Annotated in this window: 21 protein-coding genes; 5 read left to right on the top strand and 16 right to left on the bottom strand. The window is 61.9% G+C overall.

The annotated features are described in order from the left end of the window. Positions 1-2 precede the first annotated feature (2 nt). From AB4048_RS05600 to AB4048_RS05560, 9 genes are all read right to left on the bottom strand, one after another. Positions 3-734: a nucleotidyltransferase family protein gene (locus AB4048_RS05600; RefSeq protein WP_442200933.1), complete on the bottom strand. Its 732-nt coding sequence runs from the start codon at positions 732-734 to the stop codon at positions 3-5. A gap of 11 nt (positions 735-745) precedes the next feature. After that, entirely contained in the window at positions 746-2,260 is a 1,515-nt protein-coding gene (gene tsaE, locus AB4048_RS05595; RefSeq protein ID WP_442200932.1) for a tRNA (adenosine(37)-N6)-threonylcarbamoyltransferase complex ATPase subunit type 1 TsaE, read from the bottom strand. Then, positions 2,257-4,755 carry an ATP-binding protein gene (locus AB4048_RS05590; protein ID WP_442201087.1) on the bottom strand — a complete coding sequence of 833 codons (2,499 nt, stop codon included), beginning with the start codon at positions 4,753-4,755 and terminating at the stop codon, positions 2,257-2,259. Before AB4048_RS05590 ends, tsaE begins: the two co-directional genes overlap by 4 nt. A 285-nt stretch (positions 4,756-5,040) precedes the next feature. Next, positions 5,041-6,441, bottom strand: a complete 1,401-nt coding sequence (gene ahcY, locus AB4048_RS05585) for an adenosylhomocysteinase (protein WP_442200931.1) — start codon at positions 6,439-6,441, stop codon at positions 5,041-5,043. 158 nt (positions 6,442-6,599) lie between these two features. Further along, on the bottom strand, positions 6,600-6,875 hold the full coding sequence (locus AB4048_RS05580) for an HPr family phosphocarrier protein (RefSeq protein WP_442200930.1): 276 nt from the start codon (positions 6,873-6,875) through the stop codon (positions 6,600-6,602). A 9-nt stretch (positions 6,876-6,884) separates the two neighbouring features. After that, on the bottom strand, positions 6,885-7,286 hold the full coding sequence (locus tag AB4048_RS05575; protein WP_442200929.1) for a PTS sugar transporter subunit IIA: 402 nt from the start codon (positions 7,284-7,286) through the stop codon (positions 6,885-6,887). A gap of 154 nt (positions 7,287-7,440) precedes the next feature. Next, a complete protein-coding gene (locus AB4048_RS05570) occupies positions 7,441-7,893 on the bottom strand; it encodes an HPr kinase/phosphorylase (protein ID WP_442200928.1) in 453 nt (150 codons plus the stop codon). Next, entirely contained in the window at positions 7,890-9,677 is a 1,788-nt protein-coding gene (locus tag AB4048_RS05565) for a stimulus-sensing domain-containing protein (protein ID WP_442200927.1), read from the bottom strand. The genes AB4048_RS05570 and AB4048_RS05565 overlap by 4 nt, the downstream gene beginning before the upstream one ends. 76 nt (positions 9,678-9,753) lie before the next feature. After that, positions 9,754-10,488: a response regulator transcription factor gene (locus AB4048_RS05560; RefSeq protein ID WP_442201086.1), complete on the bottom strand. Its 735-nt coding sequence runs from the start codon at positions 10,486-10,488 to the stop codon at positions 9,754-9,756. Positions 10,489-10,841: 353 nt separating this feature from the next. On the opposite strand from AB4048_RS05560, the gene AB4048_RS05555 reads away from it, so the two are divergent. The 3 genes from AB4048_RS05555 (at position 10,842) to AB4048_RS05545 (ending at position 13,726) form a co-directional block, all read left to right on the top strand. Continuing rightward, on the top strand, positions 10,842-12,452 hold the full coding sequence (locus tag AB4048_RS05555) for a phosphoenolpyruvate carboxykinase (protein ID WP_442200926.1): 1,611 nt from the start codon (positions 10,842-10,844) through the stop codon (positions 12,450-12,452). 159 nt (positions 12,453-12,611) lie between these two features. Further along, positions 12,612-13,046: an alternative ribosome rescue aminoacyl-tRNA hydrolase ArfB gene (gene arfB / locus AB4048_RS05550; RefSeq protein ID WP_442200925.1), complete on the top strand. Its 435-nt coding sequence runs from the start codon at positions 12,612-12,614 to the stop codon at positions 13,044-13,046. A gap of 71 nt (positions 13,047-13,117) precedes the next feature. Beyond that, positions 13,118-13,726 (top strand): alpha-ketoglutarate-dependent dioxygenase AlkB family protein, encoded by a 609-nt coding sequence (locus AB4048_RS05545; RefSeq protein WP_442200924.1) that lies wholly within the window; start codon positions 13,118-13,120, stop codon positions 13,724-13,726. A gap of 59 nt (positions 13,727-13,785) precedes the next feature. On the opposite strand, the gene coaA is transcribed toward AB4048_RS05545, so the two are convergent. The 7 genes from coaA to hisB are packed head-to-tail and all read right to left on the bottom strand — an operon-like array spanning position 13,786 to position 18,447. Beyond that, positions 13,786-14,781, bottom strand: coding sequence for a type I pantothenate kinase (gene coaA, locus AB4048_RS05540; protein ID WP_442200923.1), 996 nt, complete (start codon positions 14,779-14,781; stop codon positions 13,786-13,788). Further along, positions 14,778-15,101 (bottom strand): phosphoribosyl-ATP diphosphatase, encoded by a 324-nt coding sequence (locus AB4048_RS05535; RefSeq protein ID WP_442200922.1) that lies wholly within the window; start codon positions 15,099-15,101, stop codon positions 14,778-14,780. Before AB4048_RS05535 ends, coaA begins: the two co-directional genes overlap by 4 nt. A gap of 19 nt (positions 15,102-15,120) precedes the next feature. Beyond that, a complete protein-coding gene (gene hisF, locus AB4048_RS05530) occupies positions 15,121-15,897 on the bottom strand; it encodes an imidazole glycerol phosphate synthase subunit HisF (protein ID WP_442200921.1) in 777 nt (258 codons plus the stop codon). Continuing rightward, positions 15,894-16,643: a 1-(5-phosphoribosyl)-5-[(5-phosphoribosylamino)methylideneamino]imidazole-4-carboxamide isomerase gene (gene hisA, locus AB4048_RS05525; protein WP_442200920.1), complete on the bottom strand. Its 750-nt coding sequence runs from the start codon at positions 16,641-16,643 to the stop codon at positions 15,894-15,896. The genes hisF and hisA overlap by 4 nt, the downstream gene beginning before the upstream one ends. 29 nt (positions 16,644-16,672) lie before the next feature. Continuing rightward, the gene (gene hisH, locus AB4048_RS05520) at positions 16,673-17,323 is read right to left on the bottom strand and encodes an imidazole glycerol phosphate synthase subunit HisH (RefSeq protein WP_442200919.1); all 651 of its coding nucleotides are present in this window, start codon (positions 17,321-17,323) and stop codon (positions 16,673-16,675) included. Positions 17,324-17,326: 3 nt separating this feature from the next. Next, positions 17,327-17,809, bottom strand: coding sequence for a DUF2628 domain-containing protein (locus AB4048_RS05515; protein ID WP_442200918.1), 483 nt, complete (start codon positions 17,807-17,809; stop codon positions 17,327-17,329). Positions 17,810-17,838: 29 nt separating this feature from the next. Continuing rightward, on the bottom strand, positions 17,839-18,447 hold the full coding sequence (gene hisB / locus AB4048_RS05510; RefSeq protein WP_442200917.1) for an imidazoleglycerol-phosphate dehydratase HisB: 609 nt from the start codon (positions 18,445-18,447) through the stop codon (positions 17,839-17,841). 210 nt (positions 18,448-18,657) lie between these two features. On the opposite strand from hisB, the gene hslV reads away from it, so the two are divergent. Together hslV and hslU are read left to right on the top strand one after the other, a co-directional pair. After that, complete coding sequence (gene hslV, locus AB4048_RS05505; RefSeq protein WP_442200916.1) at positions 18,658-19,182, top strand: ATP-dependent protease subunit HslV; 525 nt, start codon at positions 18,658-18,660, stop codon at positions 19,180-19,182. Between the two features lie 170 nt (positions 19,183-19,352). After that, positions 19,353-20,660 carry an ATP-dependent protease ATPase subunit HslU gene (gene hslU / locus AB4048_RS05500; RefSeq protein ID WP_442200915.1) on the top strand — a complete coding sequence of 436 codons (1,308 nt, stop codon included), beginning with the start codon at positions 19,353-19,355 and terminating at the stop codon, positions 20,658-20,660. The last annotated feature ends 119 nt before the right edge of the window (positions 20,661-20,779 follow it).

Here is a 20,779-nt window from a genome sequence, read left to right as displayed (position 1 = left end):
GCTTAGGCAATCTCCGAAAATTTGCGGATCGTCTCTTCCGCCTCGCCGATCGCTTCCGGCGTGCCGACCGTCAGCCAATGCCCTTCGAGCACGAGGCCATGGAGCCGGCCCGCCGCGATTGCACGATCGAAATAGATATTGAGATTGAAGGCGCCCTCCGGCGCGTCGTCGAAAAGAGTGGGACTAAGGACGATAGCGCCGGCATAGACGACCGGGTTCGGCAAACCCTCGCGATAGCGCGTCAGCCGCCCGTCCTCGCCCAGGCTGAAATCCCTCTTGCCGTCGTGGCCGGTCGTGTTTTCCAGGCGCACGCAGAGAAGCGCCATATCCATTGTGGCGGAATCGAAGAAGCCGGCTAAGCGTTCGAGGTTGCTGGGTTTGCCGTGCGGCTCTCCGATCCAGAAGAGATCGGCGTTCATCACGAAGACCGGATCGCGGTCCAGGAGTTCCAGGCCCTTGGCCAGCCCGCCGCCGGAATTCATCAGCCGCTCGCGCTCATCGGAAACGACGATGTCGAGGCCGGAATAGGCGCTTAGGTGATCGATCATCTGTTCGGCGAGATAGTGAACGTTGACGGCTGCCGTTTCGACACCGGCGGCAACGAGGGCGTCCAGCCCATAGTCGATCATCGGCTTGCCGCCAATCTTCACCAGCGGTTTTGGAATGGTGTCTGTCACCGGGCGCATGCGGGTGCCGAGACCCGCGGCGAGCACCATGGCTTGTCTGATGATCATTGGATCCGGATCTATGATTCGTCGTCGCCTATTCCAGCCCTTGCGCACCAATCGCGCAAGGGGGCAAGCGCCGGATGCTCGAAGGCAGCTTGCAGATAGGAAAGCGTGCGCGGCATATGCTTGAGATAGCCGGGCTTGCCGTCGCGTTGCTTCAGCCGGACCCAAAGCCCGGCAAGCTTGCAGTTTCGCTGCGCCGACATGATCGCGAAGGCCTGCAGGAAGCCCTCTTCGTCGAAACCGGCCTGGCGCCGCCGCAGCGCAAGATATTCCTGCAGCAGCTGGTGCTGCAGCGGGCGATCGATCGTCACGCGGGCATCCTGTACCAATGACGCCAGATCGTAGGCGGTCGGCCCGATCATCGCATCCTGGAAATCGATGATGCCGATCCGCTTCAGCCCATGCTCCTGCGGTCGCCAGATGATGTTTGGGGAATGGAAATCGCGAAGCAGCAGGTTTTTTTCCGCCGGCTGCAACAGGTCGATGAGATGGCCCCAGATCGCCAGATACTCGGTGCGCTCGGCCTCGGTCGAAGGCTCCCCACGCTTGAAGGGCAGATGCCAGTCGAGGAGCAGCCGCGCCTCCATCGTCATTGCGGTGCGGTCGAAGTCCGGGATGCTGTGGATATGGGATGCCGTGACCGGGATATCCCGCGGGATGGTCAATCCGTGCAGATGCGCAAGGGCGGCGGCGCTTTGGCGGTAGCGCTCGGCAATCGGCTGGCCGCCTTCGTCGACGATGGCTTCGGTCCCAAGATCCTCAATCAGGAGAATGCCCTGCTGGTAGTCGGCCCAAAACACTTCGGGCGCGGCAAAGCCGTGCTCACGCAGGACGTTGGCGACCGCCACGAAAGGATAGGCATCCTCAGCGATATGCGCGACCTTTGGATAGGGCTTGCCGTCGAGCACCGGTGGCCCCTCCGGCAAAGGCGGCCAATCCATGAGGATGAGACGTGGCCCGTTGCCGGCCGGCCAGATCTGTTCGTAGGCACGCAGCGACGCGTCGCCGGTCAGGAACCGGCGCCGGGCGTCAGTGTAGCCATGCAAGTCGAGCAAGGCGCGGATTGCCAGCACGCGGCGGATGCGGGCAATCTGCTTTTCCGGCCCGGCAATCGTCGCCTGCCTGCCGTCGCCCTGATGTTCGAACCGGAGCGTGATGCGGTCGGGCGGTAATTCCCCTTCGGCCATTTCAGGCCATTCGACGAGGCAGATGCCGCCTTGCAGCGCTTCGTCGAAGCCGAGTTCGGTCAATTCGGTCGGATCACCGAGACGATAGAGGTCGAAATGCGAGACTGGGACGCGTAGCGCGTAGGATTGCACCAGGGTGAACGTGGGGCTCGGTACCTCGAGCGCGTCGTCATCGGCGACCGCCCGCAGAAGGGCACGGGCGAGTGACGATTTCCCGGCACCTAGATCGCCCGAGAGCGCCAGGCAATCGCCGGGCTTGAGGGCGAGCGCCAGATCCTCGCCCAGACGCGCGGTCGCCGCCTCGTCGGGGAGAAAGAGCGCAATGTCGCTTCCGTTGGTCATTCTGCCGCGACGGAGTGAGGCAGCTGCGCGGAGGGAATCCTGCAGGTGACAATGGTGCCACGGCCAGGCTGGCTGTCGATCGACACCTGGCCGTCATGGAGGCTGACGAAACTCTCGACGATCGAAAGGCCGAGGCCGGCGCCGCCACGCTTGGTGCCCTTCGCGCCGGAGGCAAAGCGATTGAACACGGTCCGCATCAGATCTTCCGGAATGCCGGGGCCTTTGTCGGCGACCGAAAAGACGAAATCGCTGCCGTCGCGGCGGCATTGGAGGGTAATCACGGACCCTGCCGGGGCGAAATTGGCCGCGTTGTTCAAGAGCTTGAGGAGAATCTGCTTCAGCCTTTGCTGGTCAGCGACGATGCTGCCAAGGCGCGCGGGGGCGATGATCTCCAGCGATGCGCCGCTTTCCTGCAGCCGGTCGGCGATCTGGATCGACACGTCGTCGAGAAGGTCGTCCAGCATGATTTCCGAGTAGTTCAGCCGCATGATGCCGGCGTCGACCGTGGCAAGGTCGAGGATGTCGTTGACGAGGGTCAAGAGTACGGCCGAGGACGTGGAGATATGGTCGATATACTCCGCCTGCCGCTCGTTGAGCGTGCCGATTCCCGGCGTTTTCAGGAGATCGGTGAAGCCGATGATGTTGGTAAGCGGCGAGCGCAATTCGTAGGAGACGTGCTGCACGAAGTCGTTCTTCAGTTCGCCCGCCTTCCGCAGCGCATCGTTCTTTTCGGTCAGCGCGCGTTCGGCGCGAACGCTGTCCGTCTTGTTGACGAAGGTCAGCATCGTCTGTGCGTTGGGCAGCGGCGTGACGGCAAAATCGAGCACCAGGCCGGAGAAGAGTTCAAGCGTGCCCTGGGAGGAGGGGCGCTCGTCGTCGAAACTGGTGATCTGCTCGGCGAAACGTTTCCAGCCGTCGGCGCCGTCATACGAAGCGGAGCAGGCTTCGGCCAGCGCCTGTATGTGGGTGCCGGGCTTGGAGTCAGCCTCCGTCACGCCCCAAAGCGCGCGGAAGGCCGGGTTGGAGAGGCGGATGCGGCCGTCGGGGCCGAACACCGCGACACCTTCGGAAAGGTGGTCGATCGTCTCGCCCTGTACCATGACCAGCGTGTTGTAGCGCGTTTCGAGATCGACCTGCTCGGTCAGGTTTTCGAAAACCCAGGTGGCGCCCCCTTGCGGATGCGCGGTTGCGAAAACGCGAAGCGTCTGGCCGTTGGGCAGATGCCAGAGGTCGGATTGCGTGTCGAGCGAGCGGTAGACCGAGAGCGCGTTTTCCTTCCACGACTTCCAGCTCAGCTGTTCCGGCAGCTTCTTGGCCGAGCGCAGGCGATCGAGCAGTTCGCTGTTGTCTGGCTTGGTTTCGAGGAAGCCGATGTCGAGCTGCCAGAGCTGAACGAAAGCCTGGTTATAGAATTGCAGGCGGCGGGCGCCATCGAAGATGGCCACCGGCGTGCCGAGATGGTCGAGCGTTTCGGCGTGAGCCTTAAGCGTCCGCTCGAGTTCGGCGCGGATCGCCTCGATTTCGGATACGTCGACGGCAATTCCGGTCGAGCCATTCCGCACCTTCACGTCAACGACGTCGAAGAAGGTGCGATTGCCGCCGACGACGGTAGAAATTTTGTCATGGAAAGGGGATTCGGGCGTCGCTGATGCCCGGATGCGTTCGCGAGCGGCCGTGCTCAGGATTTCGCGGCCTTCACGAACCGCTTCATCGGGCGTCACAGCCTCGACGGCTTCGCCATAGGCTTGATTGACCCAGCTGAGCTTGCCTTCCCCGTCGCGTTGCCAGACGGGAAGGTCGATCGCGTCGAGCAGACCCTGGAACGCCGAGATCGACGTCATCAGACGGTCGCGCTCGATCTTCAGTTCGGCAAGTTCCGCGCGAAGATTGTTGAGCGCGATGAAGCGAACGAACGCACGAGCGCCGGAGATGCGGCCCTGGGCCTCCAGAACCTCTTCGCGACCGGTTTCGACGACCATGTCAAAACTCTGGCCGCTGCCGCGCAGCTGGTCGATCGCCTTTTCGAGTTCGGCCGCCGACCATGGCTTGAGCCACTTTCCGAAAGCCAGGAATTCGCTGTCCTGCGGTGCGCCGGTCTCGACGGGAAGCTGTCCGAGCATCTCCGGACGGGTGTTCGGGCCGTCCCAGATGACGACGCGGCGGTTCTTGTCGGCGATCAGCGCCTGGTAGCGGGAAATGCGTTGGTTGGCGTCGCAAAGGGCGGTGCGGATCTCGCGGCTCTCGGTTTCGAGATTACCGCGCTGCCGCACCAGCCAGATCGTCGAAAGAAGTGCCGCCGAGATGATGCCGAGCACGAGTGAAGAGGTGACCATTTCGGCTGAGGTGAAGAGGCGGACGACTGGCGCTTCAGACTGCGCGAACACGGGGCCGGCGAGACCGGCGATTGCGGTCCCCGAGGCGCAAAGCTGCAGGAGCCGCGCCAGCGGGCCAGATCGGCCGGTCCGATATCGCGGCTGCTTCTTGAAGAAAAGCATCGTTCCGCCGAGGCTTGGCATGCCTGCGGTTGCGCGAATTTGCGCGTCCGCCGCCTTTGGCAGATCGTCCTTTGGGTCCGACATTCTCGGTCTGTCTCCGTCCTTAGTATGCCGCATTCTCGACAAGACATCCCATATCCGTGGCCTCGCCAATCAGCGCGCCGCGAATCATGTCATAAAACAATACTGCCTCAGGGAATCGCCGGAAAGGCCGGCGTCCAAAAAATAAGCCCTGGTCTTTGTCAAGACCAGGGCTACAAGATGTAGTGGTTTTCAACCGCAATATTAGTAGCGATAGTGGTCCGACTTGAAAGGACCCTGCGGCGTCACGCCGATATAGGCAGCCTGTTCTTGCGAAAGCTGCGTCAGCTTCACGCCGAGCTTGTCGAGATGCAGGCGCGCAACCTTTTCATCGAGCTGCTTCGGCAGGACGTAAACCTTGTTTTCGTACTGGGCGGGCTTGGTGAAGAGTTCGATCTGGGCCAGCGTCTGGTTGGTGAAGGAAGCCGACATCACGAAGGACGGATGGCCCGTCGCGTTGCCGAGGTTGAGCAGACGACCTTCGGACAGGAGGATGATGCGGTTGCCCTTCGGGAACTCGATCAGGTCGACCTGCGGCTTGATGTTCGTCCACTTGAGGTTACGCAGCGAGGCGACTTCGATTTCGTTGTCGAAGTGGCCGATGTTGCCGACGATCGCCATGTCCTTCATCTGACGCATATGGTCGATGCGGATGACATCCTTGTTGCCCGTGGTGGTGATGAAGATGTCGGCGGAGCTGATGACGTCCTCAAGCAGAACGACCTCGTAGCCGTCCATGGCGGCCTGCAGCGCGCAGATCGGATCGGCCTCGGTGACCTTGACGCGGGCGCCGGCGCCGGAGAGCGAGGCGGCCGAACCCTTGCCGACATCGCCGTAACCGCAGACGACGGCGACCTTGCCGGCCATCATGACGTCGGTGGCGCGGCGGATACCGTCGACCAGCGATTCCTTGCAGCCGTACTTGTTGTCGAACTTCGACTTCGTAACCGAGTCGTTGACGTTGATCGCCGGGAAGGGCAACAGGCCCTTCTGGCTCAGCTGATACAGGCGATTGACGCCGGTCGTGGTCTCTTCGGTGACGCCCTTGATGGCATCGCGCTGCTTGGTGAACCAGCCGGGCGTTGCGGCAAGGCGCTTCTTGATCTGGGCGAAGAGGATTTCCTCTTCTTCCGAATGCGGGTGCGACAGCACGTCTTCACCGGCTTCGGCGCGGGCGCCGAGCAGGATGTACATGGTGGCGTCGCCGCCGTCGTCGAGGATCATGTTGGAGAGGCCGCCGTCGGCCCATTGGAAGATCTTGTCGGTGTAGATCCAGTAGTCTTTGAGCGATTCACCCTTGACGGCGAAGACCGGGACGCCCGAGGCGGCAATCGCGGCCGCGGCATGGTCCTGCGTCGAGAAGATGTTGCACGAAGCCCAGCGAACCTCGGCCCCGAGTGCCACCAGCGTCTCGATGAGCACGGCGGTCTGGATCGTCATGTGCAGCGAGCCGGTAATGCGTGCACCCTTCAGCGGCTTGGCTTGGCCGAATTCGGCGCGGCAGGCCATCAGGCCCGGCATTTCCGTTTCCGCGATCGTGATTTCCTTGCGGCCGAAATCCGCAAGGCCGATATCGGCGACGACGTAGTCCTTTTCAGTGCTCATGAAGGTCTCCAGCCTGGATGAGGCAGCCGGACCGCCAGCGGCGGACCTATGCCTGGGATAGCACGCAGAGGTGCGAAGATAAGCCCGTTTAGCAGGCTTCCGGCTGGAAGGCAATGAGGATATAAAGAAGTCTTTATGTCTTTATGTGGTGCGGCAAGCTAAATTTCTTCGCCGAACCTGTCGGCGACAAGCCGATCGAGCGCATCGAGCGCTTCGGTCGCCTGATTGCCGCTGGCGGTGACGAGCACGCTGCAGCCGGGGCTCGCGGCAAGCATCATCAGGCCCATGATCGATGTGCCACCGACCGTCGTGCCATCCTTCGATACGGTGATGGCGGCGTCGTAGGCTTCAACCGTCTGCACGAACTTGGCGGAAGCGCGCGCATGCAGACCGCGCTTATTGATAATCAGAAGTTCCTTCGAATGCGAAGTCATCGCCGTCTCTCATTTGCCGCTCAATACGCGGCTGGCTACGTTAATATACTTCCGTCCCGCCTCGGATGCCTCGACCAGGGCCTTTTCCATATTGTTTTCGCCGCGTACGCCGGCGAGTTTGATCAGCATCGGTAGGTTCACGCCGGCGATGACCTCGGTGTGGCCGCTGCTCATCACGGAAATTGCGAGATTGGACGGGGTGCCGCCGAACATGTCGGTGAGGATGATCACGCCATGTCCATCGTCTGCGCCTGCGACAGCTTGAAGAATATCCTGCCTTCTCTGGTCCATGTCGTCCTCGGGACCAATAGAGACGGTCTGGATGAATTTCTGCGGACCAACGACATGCTCCACCGCATGCCGAAACTCTTCAGCCAGCTTGCCATGAGTGACAAGCACAAGTCCGATCATGATATTACTGCTCCCATCGCATAGGCAAACAGGTGGGCAATATCGCAATGCAACAAATACGTCCACCCGGTGGGGGCTCATCTTGTCGATGAAAAGGCGAAGTGCAAGCCGAAAATGAATGTTCAGGGGGCCTGAGTGTCGAGCGCGGGCCCGATCAGCGCCCGCTCACGGGGATTTTCGCCATTATGATGGCCAGCGGATTGCGCGCCGTAGAGGAAATCCGGATGAGGGGCAGGGAGATGTCGGCGGCAAGATCGAGGCGTTCGTCCTCCGGCGGCAGCCGGTCGGCAACCGCAAGATCAATCGGCATCACGGCATAATGCAGCACGGCTTGCGACTGATAGGGCAGGCTGATGATGCCGGTTCCGCGCACCTCCATGAGCCCCGCAATAGTTGGCGGACAGCGCGCCACGACATCGGCTCCATCCAATGAGAGGAACACCTGGTCGTCGGCGACCAGCACCGCCGACAGGCCGAGGGCGCGCGCCTCCGCAAGGCAGGAAAAGGCGAGCGAGGATTTGCCGCTTCCCGACGGGCCGACGAAGATGAGGCCGGTCGTCTCGACCACGATTGCCGTGGCGTGGACGTTGGCCGCCTTCCCGATCATGAATGCGCCTCGGCGGGTAGCGTCAGGGTAAAGCGCGCGCCGGTGATCGCGCCCGTGCCGTCCAGCATGTTTTCGGCGCGCAGCGAGCCGCGATGTGCTTCGGCGATTTGGCGGCTGATCGACAGGCCGAGACCGGAGTTCTGGCCAAAGCCTTCCGATTCCGGCCGGTCGGTATAGAAGCGCTCGAAAATGCGGTCGATGTCTTCGGCCTGGATGCCCGGACCATTGTCTTCGAAGTAGACGACGCAGCGGGTACGCGTTCGCACCAGGCGCACGGTTATCTTCCCGCCGTCCTCCGGCACGAAGGAACGGGCGTTCTCGATGAGGTTGGCGACGATCTGCCCGAGGCGCAGGTCATGTCCCCTGACAAGGAACTTCGTCTTCGCGCCCGCCTTCCGCTCGACCGAATACTCGATGAGGACGGCTCGCTTGCTGTGGCCGACCTGGCGGGAGATGTCGATCATATCGCGCAGCAGCACCTCGAGGTCGAGCACCTTCTCGTCGGAGCGCGCAAGCTCGGCATCGAGCCGCGAAGCATCGGAAATGTCGCTGATCAGCCGATCGAGGCGGCGGACGTCGTGCTGGATGACGTCCATCAGGCGCTTCTTGCTGTCGTCGTTCCGGGCAAGCGGCAGTGTCTCCACGGCGCTGCGTAGCGACGTCAGCGGGTTCTTGAGCTCGTGGCTGACGTCGGCGGCGAAACTTTCGATGGCATCGATACGGTCGTAAAGCGCCGTCGTCATCTCGCGCAGCGCTATGGAAAGATTGCCGATCTCGTCCTGGCGCGCGGAGAAGTCGGGGATTTCCTCGCGCTCCCTGGCACCGCGCCGCACCCGGATCGCCGCCGCCGACAGCCGCCGCAGCGGGTTGGCGATAGTCGAGGACAAAAGTAGCGACAGCACGACGTTGACGAGCGTCGCAATGCCGAAAACGCGCATGATGGCAAGCCGCTCGGCATGCACGATCTTGTCGATGTCGCCCGCCTGCGTCGACAGGAGCATGACCCCGAGCACGGCGCGGAAGCGCTGGATCGGCACGGCGACCGAGACGATCAGTTCGCCTTTTTCGGTGGTGCGGACGACAGCGCCGCGCACGCCGGTGAGCGCGTTCATGACTTCCGGATAGATCGAGCCGTCGCCACCCGGCGCCTCCTTGTAGACCGGCAGGTTGCCGGGCTGCAGGATCTTGTTGAGCAGGCCGCTGAACCAGTCGGACCAGCTTTGCGCCTCGTCCTCGACCGGCGGCAGATCGAAACGCAGCACCTGGCCACGGGAATAGAGATGGCGCGAATCGAGCAGCAAATTGGCATCGGCATCGAAGATACGGGCGCGCGTCCGCGTCGGTGAAATCAGCCGACGCAGCACGGGCGCCACCTTTTCCGGATCGATCGGAAATTCCAGATCCTCGTCGTTTGGAACCGGCGTGATGCTCTGTCCGGCCTGCAGTTCGAGCAATTTCTGCGGATCGATGGTGATCGAATTGGTGTCGACGGAAGCGGAGGCTGCGACCGCGCCGGCGATGATTTCACCCTGGGTCAGAAGGCTCTCGACGCGCGCGTCGATCAAGCCTTCACGAAACTGGTTGAGGTAGAGGATGCCGCCGACGAGGACCAGCAAGGCGGCGAGATTGAAGAACAGAATCCGTCGCGTCAGGCTCGAGAAGACGGCATTGCCGAATATGCGGCGGATGATGGTGAAGGGATGGGTCCACCGGCGTCCGGATAGGCGGCTACCGCTTGCGCTGTCCGCGTCGTCTATGTCTCTGTCCTGCACCAGCTGCGCCAAACCCCTGGCCCTCTCGAAGGGCAGGATTTCAGAAATCCTGCCCGCACGCCTTTCATCTTACCCGCCCTATACTCTGTCAGGCGGCTTCGCGGAACCGATATCCCACGCCATAGAGCGTCTCGATCATATCAAAATCGAGGTCGACCATTTTGAATTTCTTGCGGAGCCGCTTGATGTGGCTGTCGATGGTGCGGTCGTCGACGTAAACCTGCTCGTCATAGGCCGCATCCATGAGCGCGTCGCGGCTCTTCACCACGCCTGGGCGTTGTGCAAGCGAGTGCAGGATCAGGAATTCGGTGACGGTCAGTGTAACCGCCTCGTTTTTCCAGGTGCAGGTGTGACGCTCCTGGTCCATGACCAGCTGGCCACGCTCGAGCGATCGCGCCTGGACGACGGCGCCGGGTTTCGGCTGGGACCCGGAGCTGCCTGCCGCGGCACTTGCCTCGCGCGCAGAAGCGCGGCGCAAGACCGCCTTTACGCGCTCGACGAGAAGGCGTTGCGAGAACGGCTTGGTGATGAAGTCGTCAGCGCCCATCTTCAGGCCGAACAGCTCATCGATCTCCTCGTCCTTCGACGTCAGGAAGATCACCGGCAGGTCGGATTTCTGGCGTAGCCTCCGCAGCAGTTCCATGCCGTCCATACGTGGCATCTTGATATCGAAGATGGCCAATTGCGGCGGGCGGGCGAGAAGACCATCGAGCGCCGAAGCGCCATCGGTGTAGGTTTCGACCTTGTAACCCTCGGCTTCCAGCGCGATCGACACCGAAGTGAGGATGTTGCGGTCGTCGTCAACGAGCGCGATTGTCTGCATGGTATTCGTCTCCGTCATCAGTGCGCATCTCCCGGATTTGGATTCCAGCCCAGGTGGTTTGCCAACTTGGTCGGCGGTACCGGCGCGCTTATCGGGATAAAGGTGGAACAAATTGTGGCAAAGATAAAGGGGCGGACTTTACATTCGTTGCGCTAGTTCTCGGTTAGGTTGTGCGACAAATTGAACGCGTGAAACCACTTCAAACGATTTAAAATTAGATAATTTCTTTTAAATCGATTAAATAACTGATATCATTAAATTTTCTGGATCGCGCCATCTTGTGTTTTCTCCGGAAGCCCACTACCGTCGATCCAGATTTAATGGCGACGAGCCGTAGCAAAGGATGGGTAGCGATGGAGTCGTTCGGAGAGCACAACCTCAAAGTGGGGCTGGAAACGATCGGATTGGGTCATGCGGCAAGCGTTCGCTATAATCTTTCCGAGGCTCAGCTCTATCAAGAGGCGATTCGCCGGGGTGAGGCGGAACTCACCGCCCACGGCGCTCTTCGCGCCATCACCGGCCAGCACACAGGCCGTTCTCCGAAGGACAAGTTCGTCGTTCGCGACGCTGCCACCGAAGACCAGATCTGGTGGGACAACAACAAGCCGATGTCGCCGGCGCATTTCGCCGTACTTCACGCCGATATGCTCGCCCATGCGAAAGACAGGGACCTGTTCGTTCAGGATCTCGTCGGCGGCGCCGATGTCGACTACGCTCTGCCGACGCGCGTGGTGACGGAATTCGCCTGGCATTCGCTGTTCATCCGCAATCTGCTGATCCGCCCGGATCGCGCCACGCTTGCGGATTTCGCGGCCCAGCTGACGATTATCGATCTGCCGAGCTTCCGCGCCGATCCCGAGCGCCACGGTTGCCGAACGGAAACCGCCATCGCCTGCGATCTTACCCGCGGCCTGATCCTGATCGGCGGCACCTCCTATGCCGGCGAAATGAAGAAGTCGGTCTTTACCGTGCTCAACTACCTCCTGCCTGAAAAGGGCGTCATGCCGATGCATTGCTCGGCCAATGTCGGTCCGGAAGGCGATGCTGCGGTCTTCTTCGGCCTGTCGGGGACGGGCAAGACGACGCTCTCGGCAGATCCGACGCGCACGCTGATCGGCGACGACGAGCACGGCTGGGGTGAGAACGGGATTTTCAACTTCGAGGGCGGCTGCTACGCCAAGACGATCCGTCTCTCGGCCGAGGCCGAGCCGGAGATCTACGAAACCACCCGCCGCTTCGGCACAGTGCTCGAGAATGTCGTCCTCAACGAGGAAGGCATCCCGGACCTTGATGACGGCTCGCTCACGGAAAACACCCGCGCCGCCTATCCGCTGCACTTCATTCCGAACGCGTCGGAAAGCGGCATGACAGGCCATCCGCAGACGATCATCATGCTGACGGCCGATGCTTTCGGCGTCATGCCGCCGATCGCGCGCCTGACGCCCGATCAGGCCATGTACCACTTCCTTTCCGGCTACACCGCCAAGGTCGCGGGAACGGAAAAGGGCGTGACGGAACCGGAAGCAACCTTCTCGACATGCTTCGGCGCTCCTTTCATGCCGCGGCATCCTGCCGAATACGGCAATCTCTTGAAGGCGCTGATCAGCCGCCATGGTGTCGAATGCTGGCTCGTCAACACCGGCTGGACCGGTGGCGCATACGGCACCGGCCGCCGCATGCCGATCAAGGCGACGCGTCGTCTGCTTTCGGCTGCTCTCAAGGGTGAGCTGGAGAATGCCGAGTTCCGCAGCGATGCCAATTTCGGTTTCGCTGTGCCGGTTGCGGTCGAGGGTGTTGATAGCGCCATCCTCGACCCGCGCTCGACCTGGGCCGATGGAGCCGCGTACGACGCGCAGGCAAGGAAGCTGGCGGAGATGTTCATCAACAACTTCACGAAGTTCGAGGACCATGTAGACGGTCCCGTCCGCGACGCGGCCCCCGGTCTGAAGATCGCGGCCGAATAGTCAAAACGCAGCGCCGCAAGAGACGCTGTAGAAATTTGAATTGGCTGATTCACGTGAAACCCGGCAGCGTTGTTGCCGGGCTTTTCTGTGTCCAGACTCGGCGCTCAAGGTGGTTTTCAAGGCGCGGACAATATGGGATAGACGGGCGCGGAGAAAATCATGGCCAGCGAAGCGCTTTACATCAACGACCGGATCGTCATTGCCGGCTGGGAACTGACGGAACAGTTCGTTCTGGCGGGCGGGCCTGGCGGCCAGCACGTCAACAAGGTGTCGTCCGCCGTCCAGCTTTTCTTCAACATCGCGGCCTCGCCGGCGCTCAACGAGCGCGTGAAGGCCAATGCACTGAAACTCGCAGGAAGGCGCGTTTCGAAGGACGGCGTGCTGATGATCGAGGCAAGTCGCCACCGCAGCCAGGACCGCAACCGCGAGGACGCGCGCGAACGGCTGAAAGAGCTGATCCTCGAAGCGGCAGCCCCGCCGCCGCCGCCGCGCAAGAAAACCAAGCCGACGAAAGGCTCGGTTGAACGGCGTCTAAAGGAAAAATCGGGGCGATCGGAAGTAAAGAAGATGCGGGGCAGGCCGGGCGGCGAATGACCATGCTCTTTCGGGTCGTCAAGTGACGGCCAGCAGGCTATTTGTCAAAGCGCCGAATTCGGGAAACCGTCATGCTCCTGCCAAACGGAATTCGCCATCTGCCAGATTATCTCGATCGCCCCGCTCAGGAAGCCCTGGTCGAGGCGATCCGCGCCGTCGTGGCCGACGCGCCGCTCTTCGTCCCCGTGATGCCTGGCACCGGCAGGCCGATGTCCGTGCGCATGACCAACTGCGGCCCGCTCGGCTGGGTGACGGACAAGGCGCGCGGTTACCGCTATCAGCCGACGCATCCCGTTACCGGCCGGCCTTGGCCTGAAATGCCGCAGCAGCTACTCGCTCTCTGGGACAAAATAGCCGGCTATGAAAAGCCGCCGGAGGCCTGTCTCGTCAATTTCTACGACGACGATGCTCGCATGGGCCTGCATCAGGATCGCGACGAACAGGATCTCGCCGCCCCGGTCCTTTCCATCTCGCTCGGCAACAGCTGTCTGTTCCGCGTCGGCGGCCCGGAGCGCAAGGATCCGACGCTATCCTTCAAGCTTGCAAGCGGCGATATCGTTGTGCTCGGCGGCGAGGGGAGGCTCTGCTTTCACGGCGTCGACCGGATCCACGCGGGAACCTCAACGCTTCTGAAGAACGGCGGCCGGATAAACCTGACGTTACGACGTGTGTCGCCATAGGCGTTCGCGCCGGTGAATCTTGGGCGGTTAGCGTCTTTTCTGTCCGCAATTACGCGAAACTAGAGTTTCCTCAGCGCTACGCGCTCAATCAGGTGGTTCCTGCCCTTTTGCAGAATGAGATCCGCCCGTGGGCGGGTCGGCAGGATGTTGTTGCGCAGGTTCTTCAGGTTGATGTTCTTCCATAGCCCCTCTGCCACCGCCAGCGCCTCCTCCTCGGAGATCGAGGCATAGCGATGGAAATAAGAGTTCGGATCGCGGAAGGCCGTCTGGCGAAGGTTCATGAAGCGGTGCACGTACCAGTTATGGATCAGGCTCTCCTCGGCGTCGATATAGATCGAGAAATCGAAGAAATCGGAAACCATCGGCACGATCTTGCCGTCCACAGGCAGGTTGCGCGACTGCAGGACGTTGATGCCCTCGAAAATCAGAATGTCGGGGCGGTCGATGGTCTTGTACTCTCCCGGCAGGACGTCATAGACGAGGTGCGAATAGCAGGGCGCGGCAACGTTGCGCTGGCCCGCCTTGATCGCCGAGAGGAAGCGCAAGAGCGCTGCGGTGTCATAGCTTTCCGGAAACCCCTTGCGCTGCATGAGCCGCCTGCGCTGCAGCTCGGCGTTCGGATAGAGAAAGCCGTCGGTCGTGATCAGGTCGACCTTCGGGCTCGACGGCCAGCGTCGCAGAAGCTCCTTCAGGATGCGGGCCGTCGTGGACTTGCCGACGGCAACCGAGCCGGCGATGCCGATGACGAAAGGCGTCTTGCCGACGTCGGACAGGCTGAGGAACCGGTTGCGTTGCTCGAACAGGATCTGTGACGATTCCACGTGCGAGGACAGCAGCCGCGACAGCGAGAGATAGATGCGGCGCACTTCGTCGAGATCGATCGGATCGCCCATCGAGCGCAGCCGCGACACTTCGTCGGCCGTCAAGGTCAGCGGCGTGTCGGCGCGAAATCGCGACCATTCCTCCGACGTGAAGAAATGGTAGGGCGAATAGGCATTCGCCTGAAAATGATCGAGCGGCTCGTGTGCCGGCGTGTTTGGCGTCGCGACCGTCATGATGGCTGCCGGTTGGCCTTTTCCGCAAGGCCGGATTGGGTGGTTCGGCGTTCGAGCTCGCCCATGACGTCCGCAAGCGGAATGTCGGCGATCTTCAAGACGACGAGAAGGTGATAGAGCATGTCGGCCGCCTCATAGGTGAGGTTCTGCCGGTCGTTGGTGACGGCGGCAATCACCGCCTCGACTGCTTCCTCGCCCAGCTTCTTTGCTGCCTTCGACTGGCCGGCGGCAACGAGCTTGGCCGTCCAGGATTGCTCCGGCGGGGCTTTCGCGCGTTCGCGGACGATGGTTTCGAGATCGGAAAGGGAAAAGCTGCTCATCGGCATCTCTCTTCTGCTGTCAGTCAAGGCGCATGGCGATGCCGTGATGGGCCATATAGTGCTTGGCTTCGCTGACGGAATAGGTGCCGAAGTGGAAGATCGACGCGGCGAGCACCGCCGTCGCATGGCCTTCCGTCACGCCGGCAACGAGGTCGTCGAGATTTCCCACACCGCCCGACGCAATCACCGGCACGCGGACGCTGTCGGCGATCGCCTTGGTGAGATCGATGTCGTAGCCGCTCTTCGTACCGTCACGGTCCATCGACGTCACCAGCAATTCCCCGGCGCCGCGCTCGACCATTTTCCCGGCGAACTCGACGGCATCGATGCCGGTCGGCTGGCGGCCGCCATGGGTGAAAATCTCCCAGCGGGGCGTTTCGCCGAGGCCCGACACCTTCTTTGCGTCGATCGACACCACGATGCATTGATTGCCGAACTTGTCTGCCGCCTCCGCCACGAAGTCGGGGTTTTTCACCGCCGCGGAATTGATCGAGACCTTGTCGGCGCCGCACAGAAGCAGCTTGCGGATATCGGCGACAGCACGAACCCCGCCACCGACCGTCACCGGCATGAAGCACTGCTCGGCCGTGCGGGCGACAACGTCGAAGATGGTGTCGCGATTGTCGGACGAGGCGGTGATGTCGAGGAAGCAGAGTTCGTCGGCGCCGGCCGCGTCGTAGGCCTTGGCCGCCTCCACCGGATCGCCGGCATCGATGAGATCGACGAAATTCACGCCCTTGACGACGCGGCCGTCCTTGACGTCGAGACAGGGGATGACGCGGGCCTTGAGGGTCATTCTACAGCTTCCTTCGCCCGCGCCGCCTTGATCAGGGCCAGCGCCTCCTTCGGGTCGATGCGACCATCATAGAGGGCACGGCCGGATATTGCACCTTCAAGTTTTCGAGCGTCCGGTTCCAGCATACGGCGAACGTCGTCAAGCGATGCAAGCCCGCCCGAAGCGATGACGGGGATGGAGACAGCGCCTGCCAGTTCCAGCGTCGAGGCCCAGTTGATGCCAGCCAGAATGCCGTCGCGGTCGATGTCGGTGTAGATAATCGCGGTCACGCCAACGCCTTCGAAGCGTTTCGCGAGCTCGACGACGCCGAGTTCCGAGGCCTCCGCCCAGCCCTCGACCGCTACCCTCCCGCCCTTGGCATCGATGCCGACGGCGACCCCGTGCGGAAACAGCCGGCACGCCTCCATCACGAGCGTCGGATCGCGCACGGCGACCGTGCCGAGGATGACGCGGGAAAGCCCGCGCGACAGCCATTTCTCGATATGCGCGAGCGTACGGATGCCACCACCGAGCTGCACCGGGTTCTTGGTCGCGGCGAGAATTGCATCCACGGCCGCGCCGTTGACGCTTTCGCCGGCGAAGGCGCCGTTCAGGTCAACAACGTGAAGCCACTCGAAACCCTGGTCCTCGAAGGACTTGGCTTGGTTGGCCGGATCGGAATTGTAGACCGTCGCCTGGTCCATATCGCCCAGTTTCAGGCGAACGCACTGGCCGTCCTTGAGGTCGATGGCGGGAAAAAGGATCATGGGTTCTGTCCGTTCGACGCGCTGCCGCTTTACGGCTTCCAGCGCAGGAAATTGGCGATCAGGGCGAGGCCGAGCTTCTGGCTCTTTTCCGGATGGAACTGGGTGCCGACCATGTTGTTCCGGCCGACAACCGCGGTCATCGGGCCGCCGTAGTCGGTCGTCGCGACGATGTCATCGGCGTTTGCCGCCGCCAGATGGTAGGAGTGCACGAAATAGGCGTGCAAGCCGGAAGCGCCGGTCGGAATCCCGTCGAAGAGAGGGTGCGGATGCTTTAGTTCCAAAGTGTTCCAGCCGATCTGCGGGATCTTCAGCGAAGGATCATCCGGCGTCATCTCGATGACGTCGCCCTTGATCCAGCCGAGACCGTTGGTGATCGTCTTTTCGAGCCCACGCGACGACATCAGCTGCATGCCGACGCAGATACCGAGAAAAGGGCGGGCTTTATGCTCGACGACGTCGGTCAGTGCCTCGATCATGCCGGCGACGGCGCCGAGGCCACGGCGGCAGTCGGCATAGGCACCGACGCCCGGAAGGACGATGCGGTCTGCCGTAGCGACGCGCTCGGCCTTGTCCGTCAGGTCGATTTCCGCTGAGACGCCTACCTCGCGGGCGGCGCGCTCGAACGCCTTTGTGGCGGAGCGGAGATTTCCCGAACCATAGTCGATGATGGCCACGCGCATTCTCTAGCGTCCTCCGTCATAGCCGATGAGACCAAGCGCGGGGCCGCCGGAACGGGCGGCCGGTGCCGATCGAGTTGGAATATCCGATGATTTAATCGTGATATCCTCGTTGGGATCGTTCTCGGCGCCTGCGAAATAGATATCCTCGGCCACGCCAAGCCGCGAAGCAGAGACAAGGCCTTCTTCTTTCCAGCCGCGCGCGACAAGACTGTCGGCATAGAGTTTCCGGCCCTCGAGAGCGACGAGGAGGCCAGTTCCGAAAAGGATGGCGAAGCCGGCGGGACCAAATCCCTCACGGCTCATCAGTTCGCCGCCGATCCCCTGCAGCAAAAACGCGGCGATCGCCGCAAGCCATTGCCGATGCCAGAGCAGCCATAAAGTCGGGAAGACGAAGGCCAGAAATGAAAAGCCGTCGCGGACGAACCGCGTTTTTGATTGATCGCGATCAGCCCCGCCCGGCGGCGTCAGGATCAGATAGCTTGCCATGGTCGCTCCTCATGATCGGGATCCGCTGCTTATGCGAGCGTGCCCTTGGTCGAGGGGACGCGGCCTGCCTGCCGCGGATCGATCTCGGTCGCCGCGCGAAGCGCGCGCGCAACGGCCTTGAAGCATGTCTCGGCAATATGGTGGTTGTTTGCGCCATAGTGATTGAGGATATGCAGGGTGATGCCGGCATTCTGCGCCAGAGCCTGGAAGAACTCGCGCACCAGTTCGGTGTCGAAGCTGCCGATCTTCGGCGCGCTGAAGGCAACGTTCCAGACGAGGAACGGCCGGCCGGAAAGGTCCACCGCCGCCTTCGTCATGGTTTCGTCCATGGCAAGGTCGATCGAGGCGTAGCGGGCAATACCGCGCCGGTCGCCGAGCGCCTTGGCGAGAGCCTGGCCGATAGCGATGCCGGTATCTTCGACTGTGTGATGATCGTCGATGTGCAGATCGCCCTCGGTCTTGATCTCCATGTCGATCAGCGAATGCCGCGACAGCTGTTCCAGCATATGGTCGAAAAAGCCGACGCCCGTCGAAATCGTCGACTTGCCGGCACCGTCGAGGTCGACGGTCACGGAGACGGACGTCTCGTTGGTCTTGCGGGAAACGGTTGCCGTACGGCTTGTTGCGGTCTCTGCCATGGCCTGCTCCATCGGAATATGGCTGTCCCTTATCAGGCACTTGCGGAAATATCCAGAAGTTAGAGCACGATGCTGCCTGACGACCGGGCGAGCGTGCACGGAATTGAGAGAGCGTGGCATTTGCAATCGGCCAAAGCCCTCTTACATAGGGCACAACGGGACCGGCGAGTGGTCCCAAGCGAACGCCCGCAACGGGCCTAAAGGTGTTTCATGACAACAATTGTGACTGTTCGAAAGGGTGGCAAGGTGGTGCTGGCGGGAGATGGCCAGGTCAGCCTCGGCCAGACGGTGATGAAGGGCAATGCCCGCAAGGTCCGCCGTATCGGCAAGGGCGACGTGATCGCCGGCTTCGCCGGCGCCACCGCCGACGCCTTCACCCTGCTCGAACGCCTGGAAAAGAAGCTGGAGCAGTATCCGGGGCAACTGATGCGCGCGGCCGTCGAGCTTGCCAAGGATTGGCGCACAGACAAATACTTGCGCAATCTCGAAGCGATGATGATAGTCGCCGACAAGTCGGTGACGCTGGCGATCACCGGCAACGGCGACGTGCTGGAGCCGGAACATGGCGCCATGGCGATCGGCTCTGGCGGCAACTTCGCGCTGGCGGCTGCCCTCGCCCTGATGGACACGGATAAATCCGCCGAAGAGGTCGCCCGCCGCGCGCTCGACATCGCCGCCGATATCTGCGTCTACACCAATCACAACGTGGTGATCGAAACGCTGGACGCGGAATGACAGGCAACGCCTTTCGCGATGCTACAGCAGCCGACTTGCCGCTTCCTATCCGAACAATGGGCTCCCAATAAGGGCGCCCGTTGCAAGACGGGCTTTCCAGGACTTGGCGAAACAACTACGAATTACGGTCGGGCGCTGCTCATGGCCCTGGACCGCCAGGAGAATATACAATGACCACCTTCTCCCCCAGAGAGATCGTTTCGGAACTCGACCGCTACATCATCGGCCAGCATGAGGCCAAGCGGGCGGTCGCGATTGCGCTGCGCAACCGCTGGCGCCGCCATCAGCTGCAGCCCGATCTGCGCGACGAAGTCATGCCGAAGAACATCCTGATGATCGGTCCGACCGGCGTCGGCAAGACGGAAATCTCCCGCCGTCTCGCCAAGCTTGCGGGCGCGCCGTTCATCAAGGTCGAAGCGACGAAATTCACCGAAGTCGGCTATGTCGGCCGCGACGTCGAGCAGATCATTCGCGACCTTGTCGAGGTCGGCATCGGCCTGGTGCGGGAGAAGAAGCGCGCCGAGGTGCAGGCCAAAGCGCATATGAGCGCCGAGGAACGCGTGCTCGACGCGCTGGTCGGCTCCACCTCCTCGCCGGCGACCCGCGACAGCTTCCGCAAGAAGCTCCGCAACGGCGAGCTGGACGACAAGGAGATCGATATCGAAGTGGCCGATGCCGGCTCCGGCATGCCGGGCTTCGAGATTCCCGGCATGCCCGGCGCCAATATCGGCCTGCTGAACCTGTCGGAGATGTTCGGCAAAGCCATGGGCGGTCGTACCAAGAAGGTCCGCACCTCGGTCAAGGAATCCTATGCCGAGCTGATCCGCGACGAATCCGACAAACTGATCGACAACGAGGCGATTACCCGGGAAGCGGTGCGTGCGGCCGAAAATGACGGCATCGTCTTTCTCGATGAGATCGACAAGATTGCCGCACGCGATGGCGGCATGGGCGCCGGTGTCTCCCGCGAGGGCGTGCAGCGCGACCTGCTGCCGCTCGTCGAAGGCACGACCGTGTCGACCAAGTACGGCCCCGTGAAGACGGATCACATCCTATTCATCGCCTCCGGCGCCTTCCATGTCGCCAAGCCGTCCGATCTGCTGCCCGAACTGCAGGGTCGCCTGCCGATCCGCGTCGAACTGAAGCCGCTCACGAAGGAAGATTTCCGGCGCATCCTGACGGAAACCGAAGCGAGCCTGATCCGCCAGTACAAGGCGCTGATGGAAACGGAAGGCTTGACCCTCGATTTCACCGACGATGCCATCGACGCTCTGGCCGAAGTCGCCGTTCATCTCAACTCGACGGTGGAGAACATCGGCGCCCGCCGCTTGCAGACCGTCATGGAACGGGTGCTGGACGAGATTTCCTACGACGCGCCGGACCGCGGCGGCCAGACCGTGAATATCGACGCCGCCTATGTACGCCAGCATGTCGGCGATCTCGCCAACAACACCGACCTGTCGCGCTTCATTCTCTGAGGCGATCGGTGGGATCGATTGCCGCGCGATAGCGTCGCCTCTCGACAGCGGGCCCTCTTCCTTTTATGGGAGGGCCCGTTTCCATATCAAAGCGCCGCCCGGCATCATTCGGTCAAGAT

It is taken from the genome of Rhizobium sp. RAF56, assembly GCF_052113965.1.
GTDB lineage: Bacteria > Pseudomonadota > Alphaproteobacteria > Rhizobiales > Rhizobiaceae > Rhizobium.
This window is presented reverse-complemented; position numbering and strand designations above follow the sequence as displayed.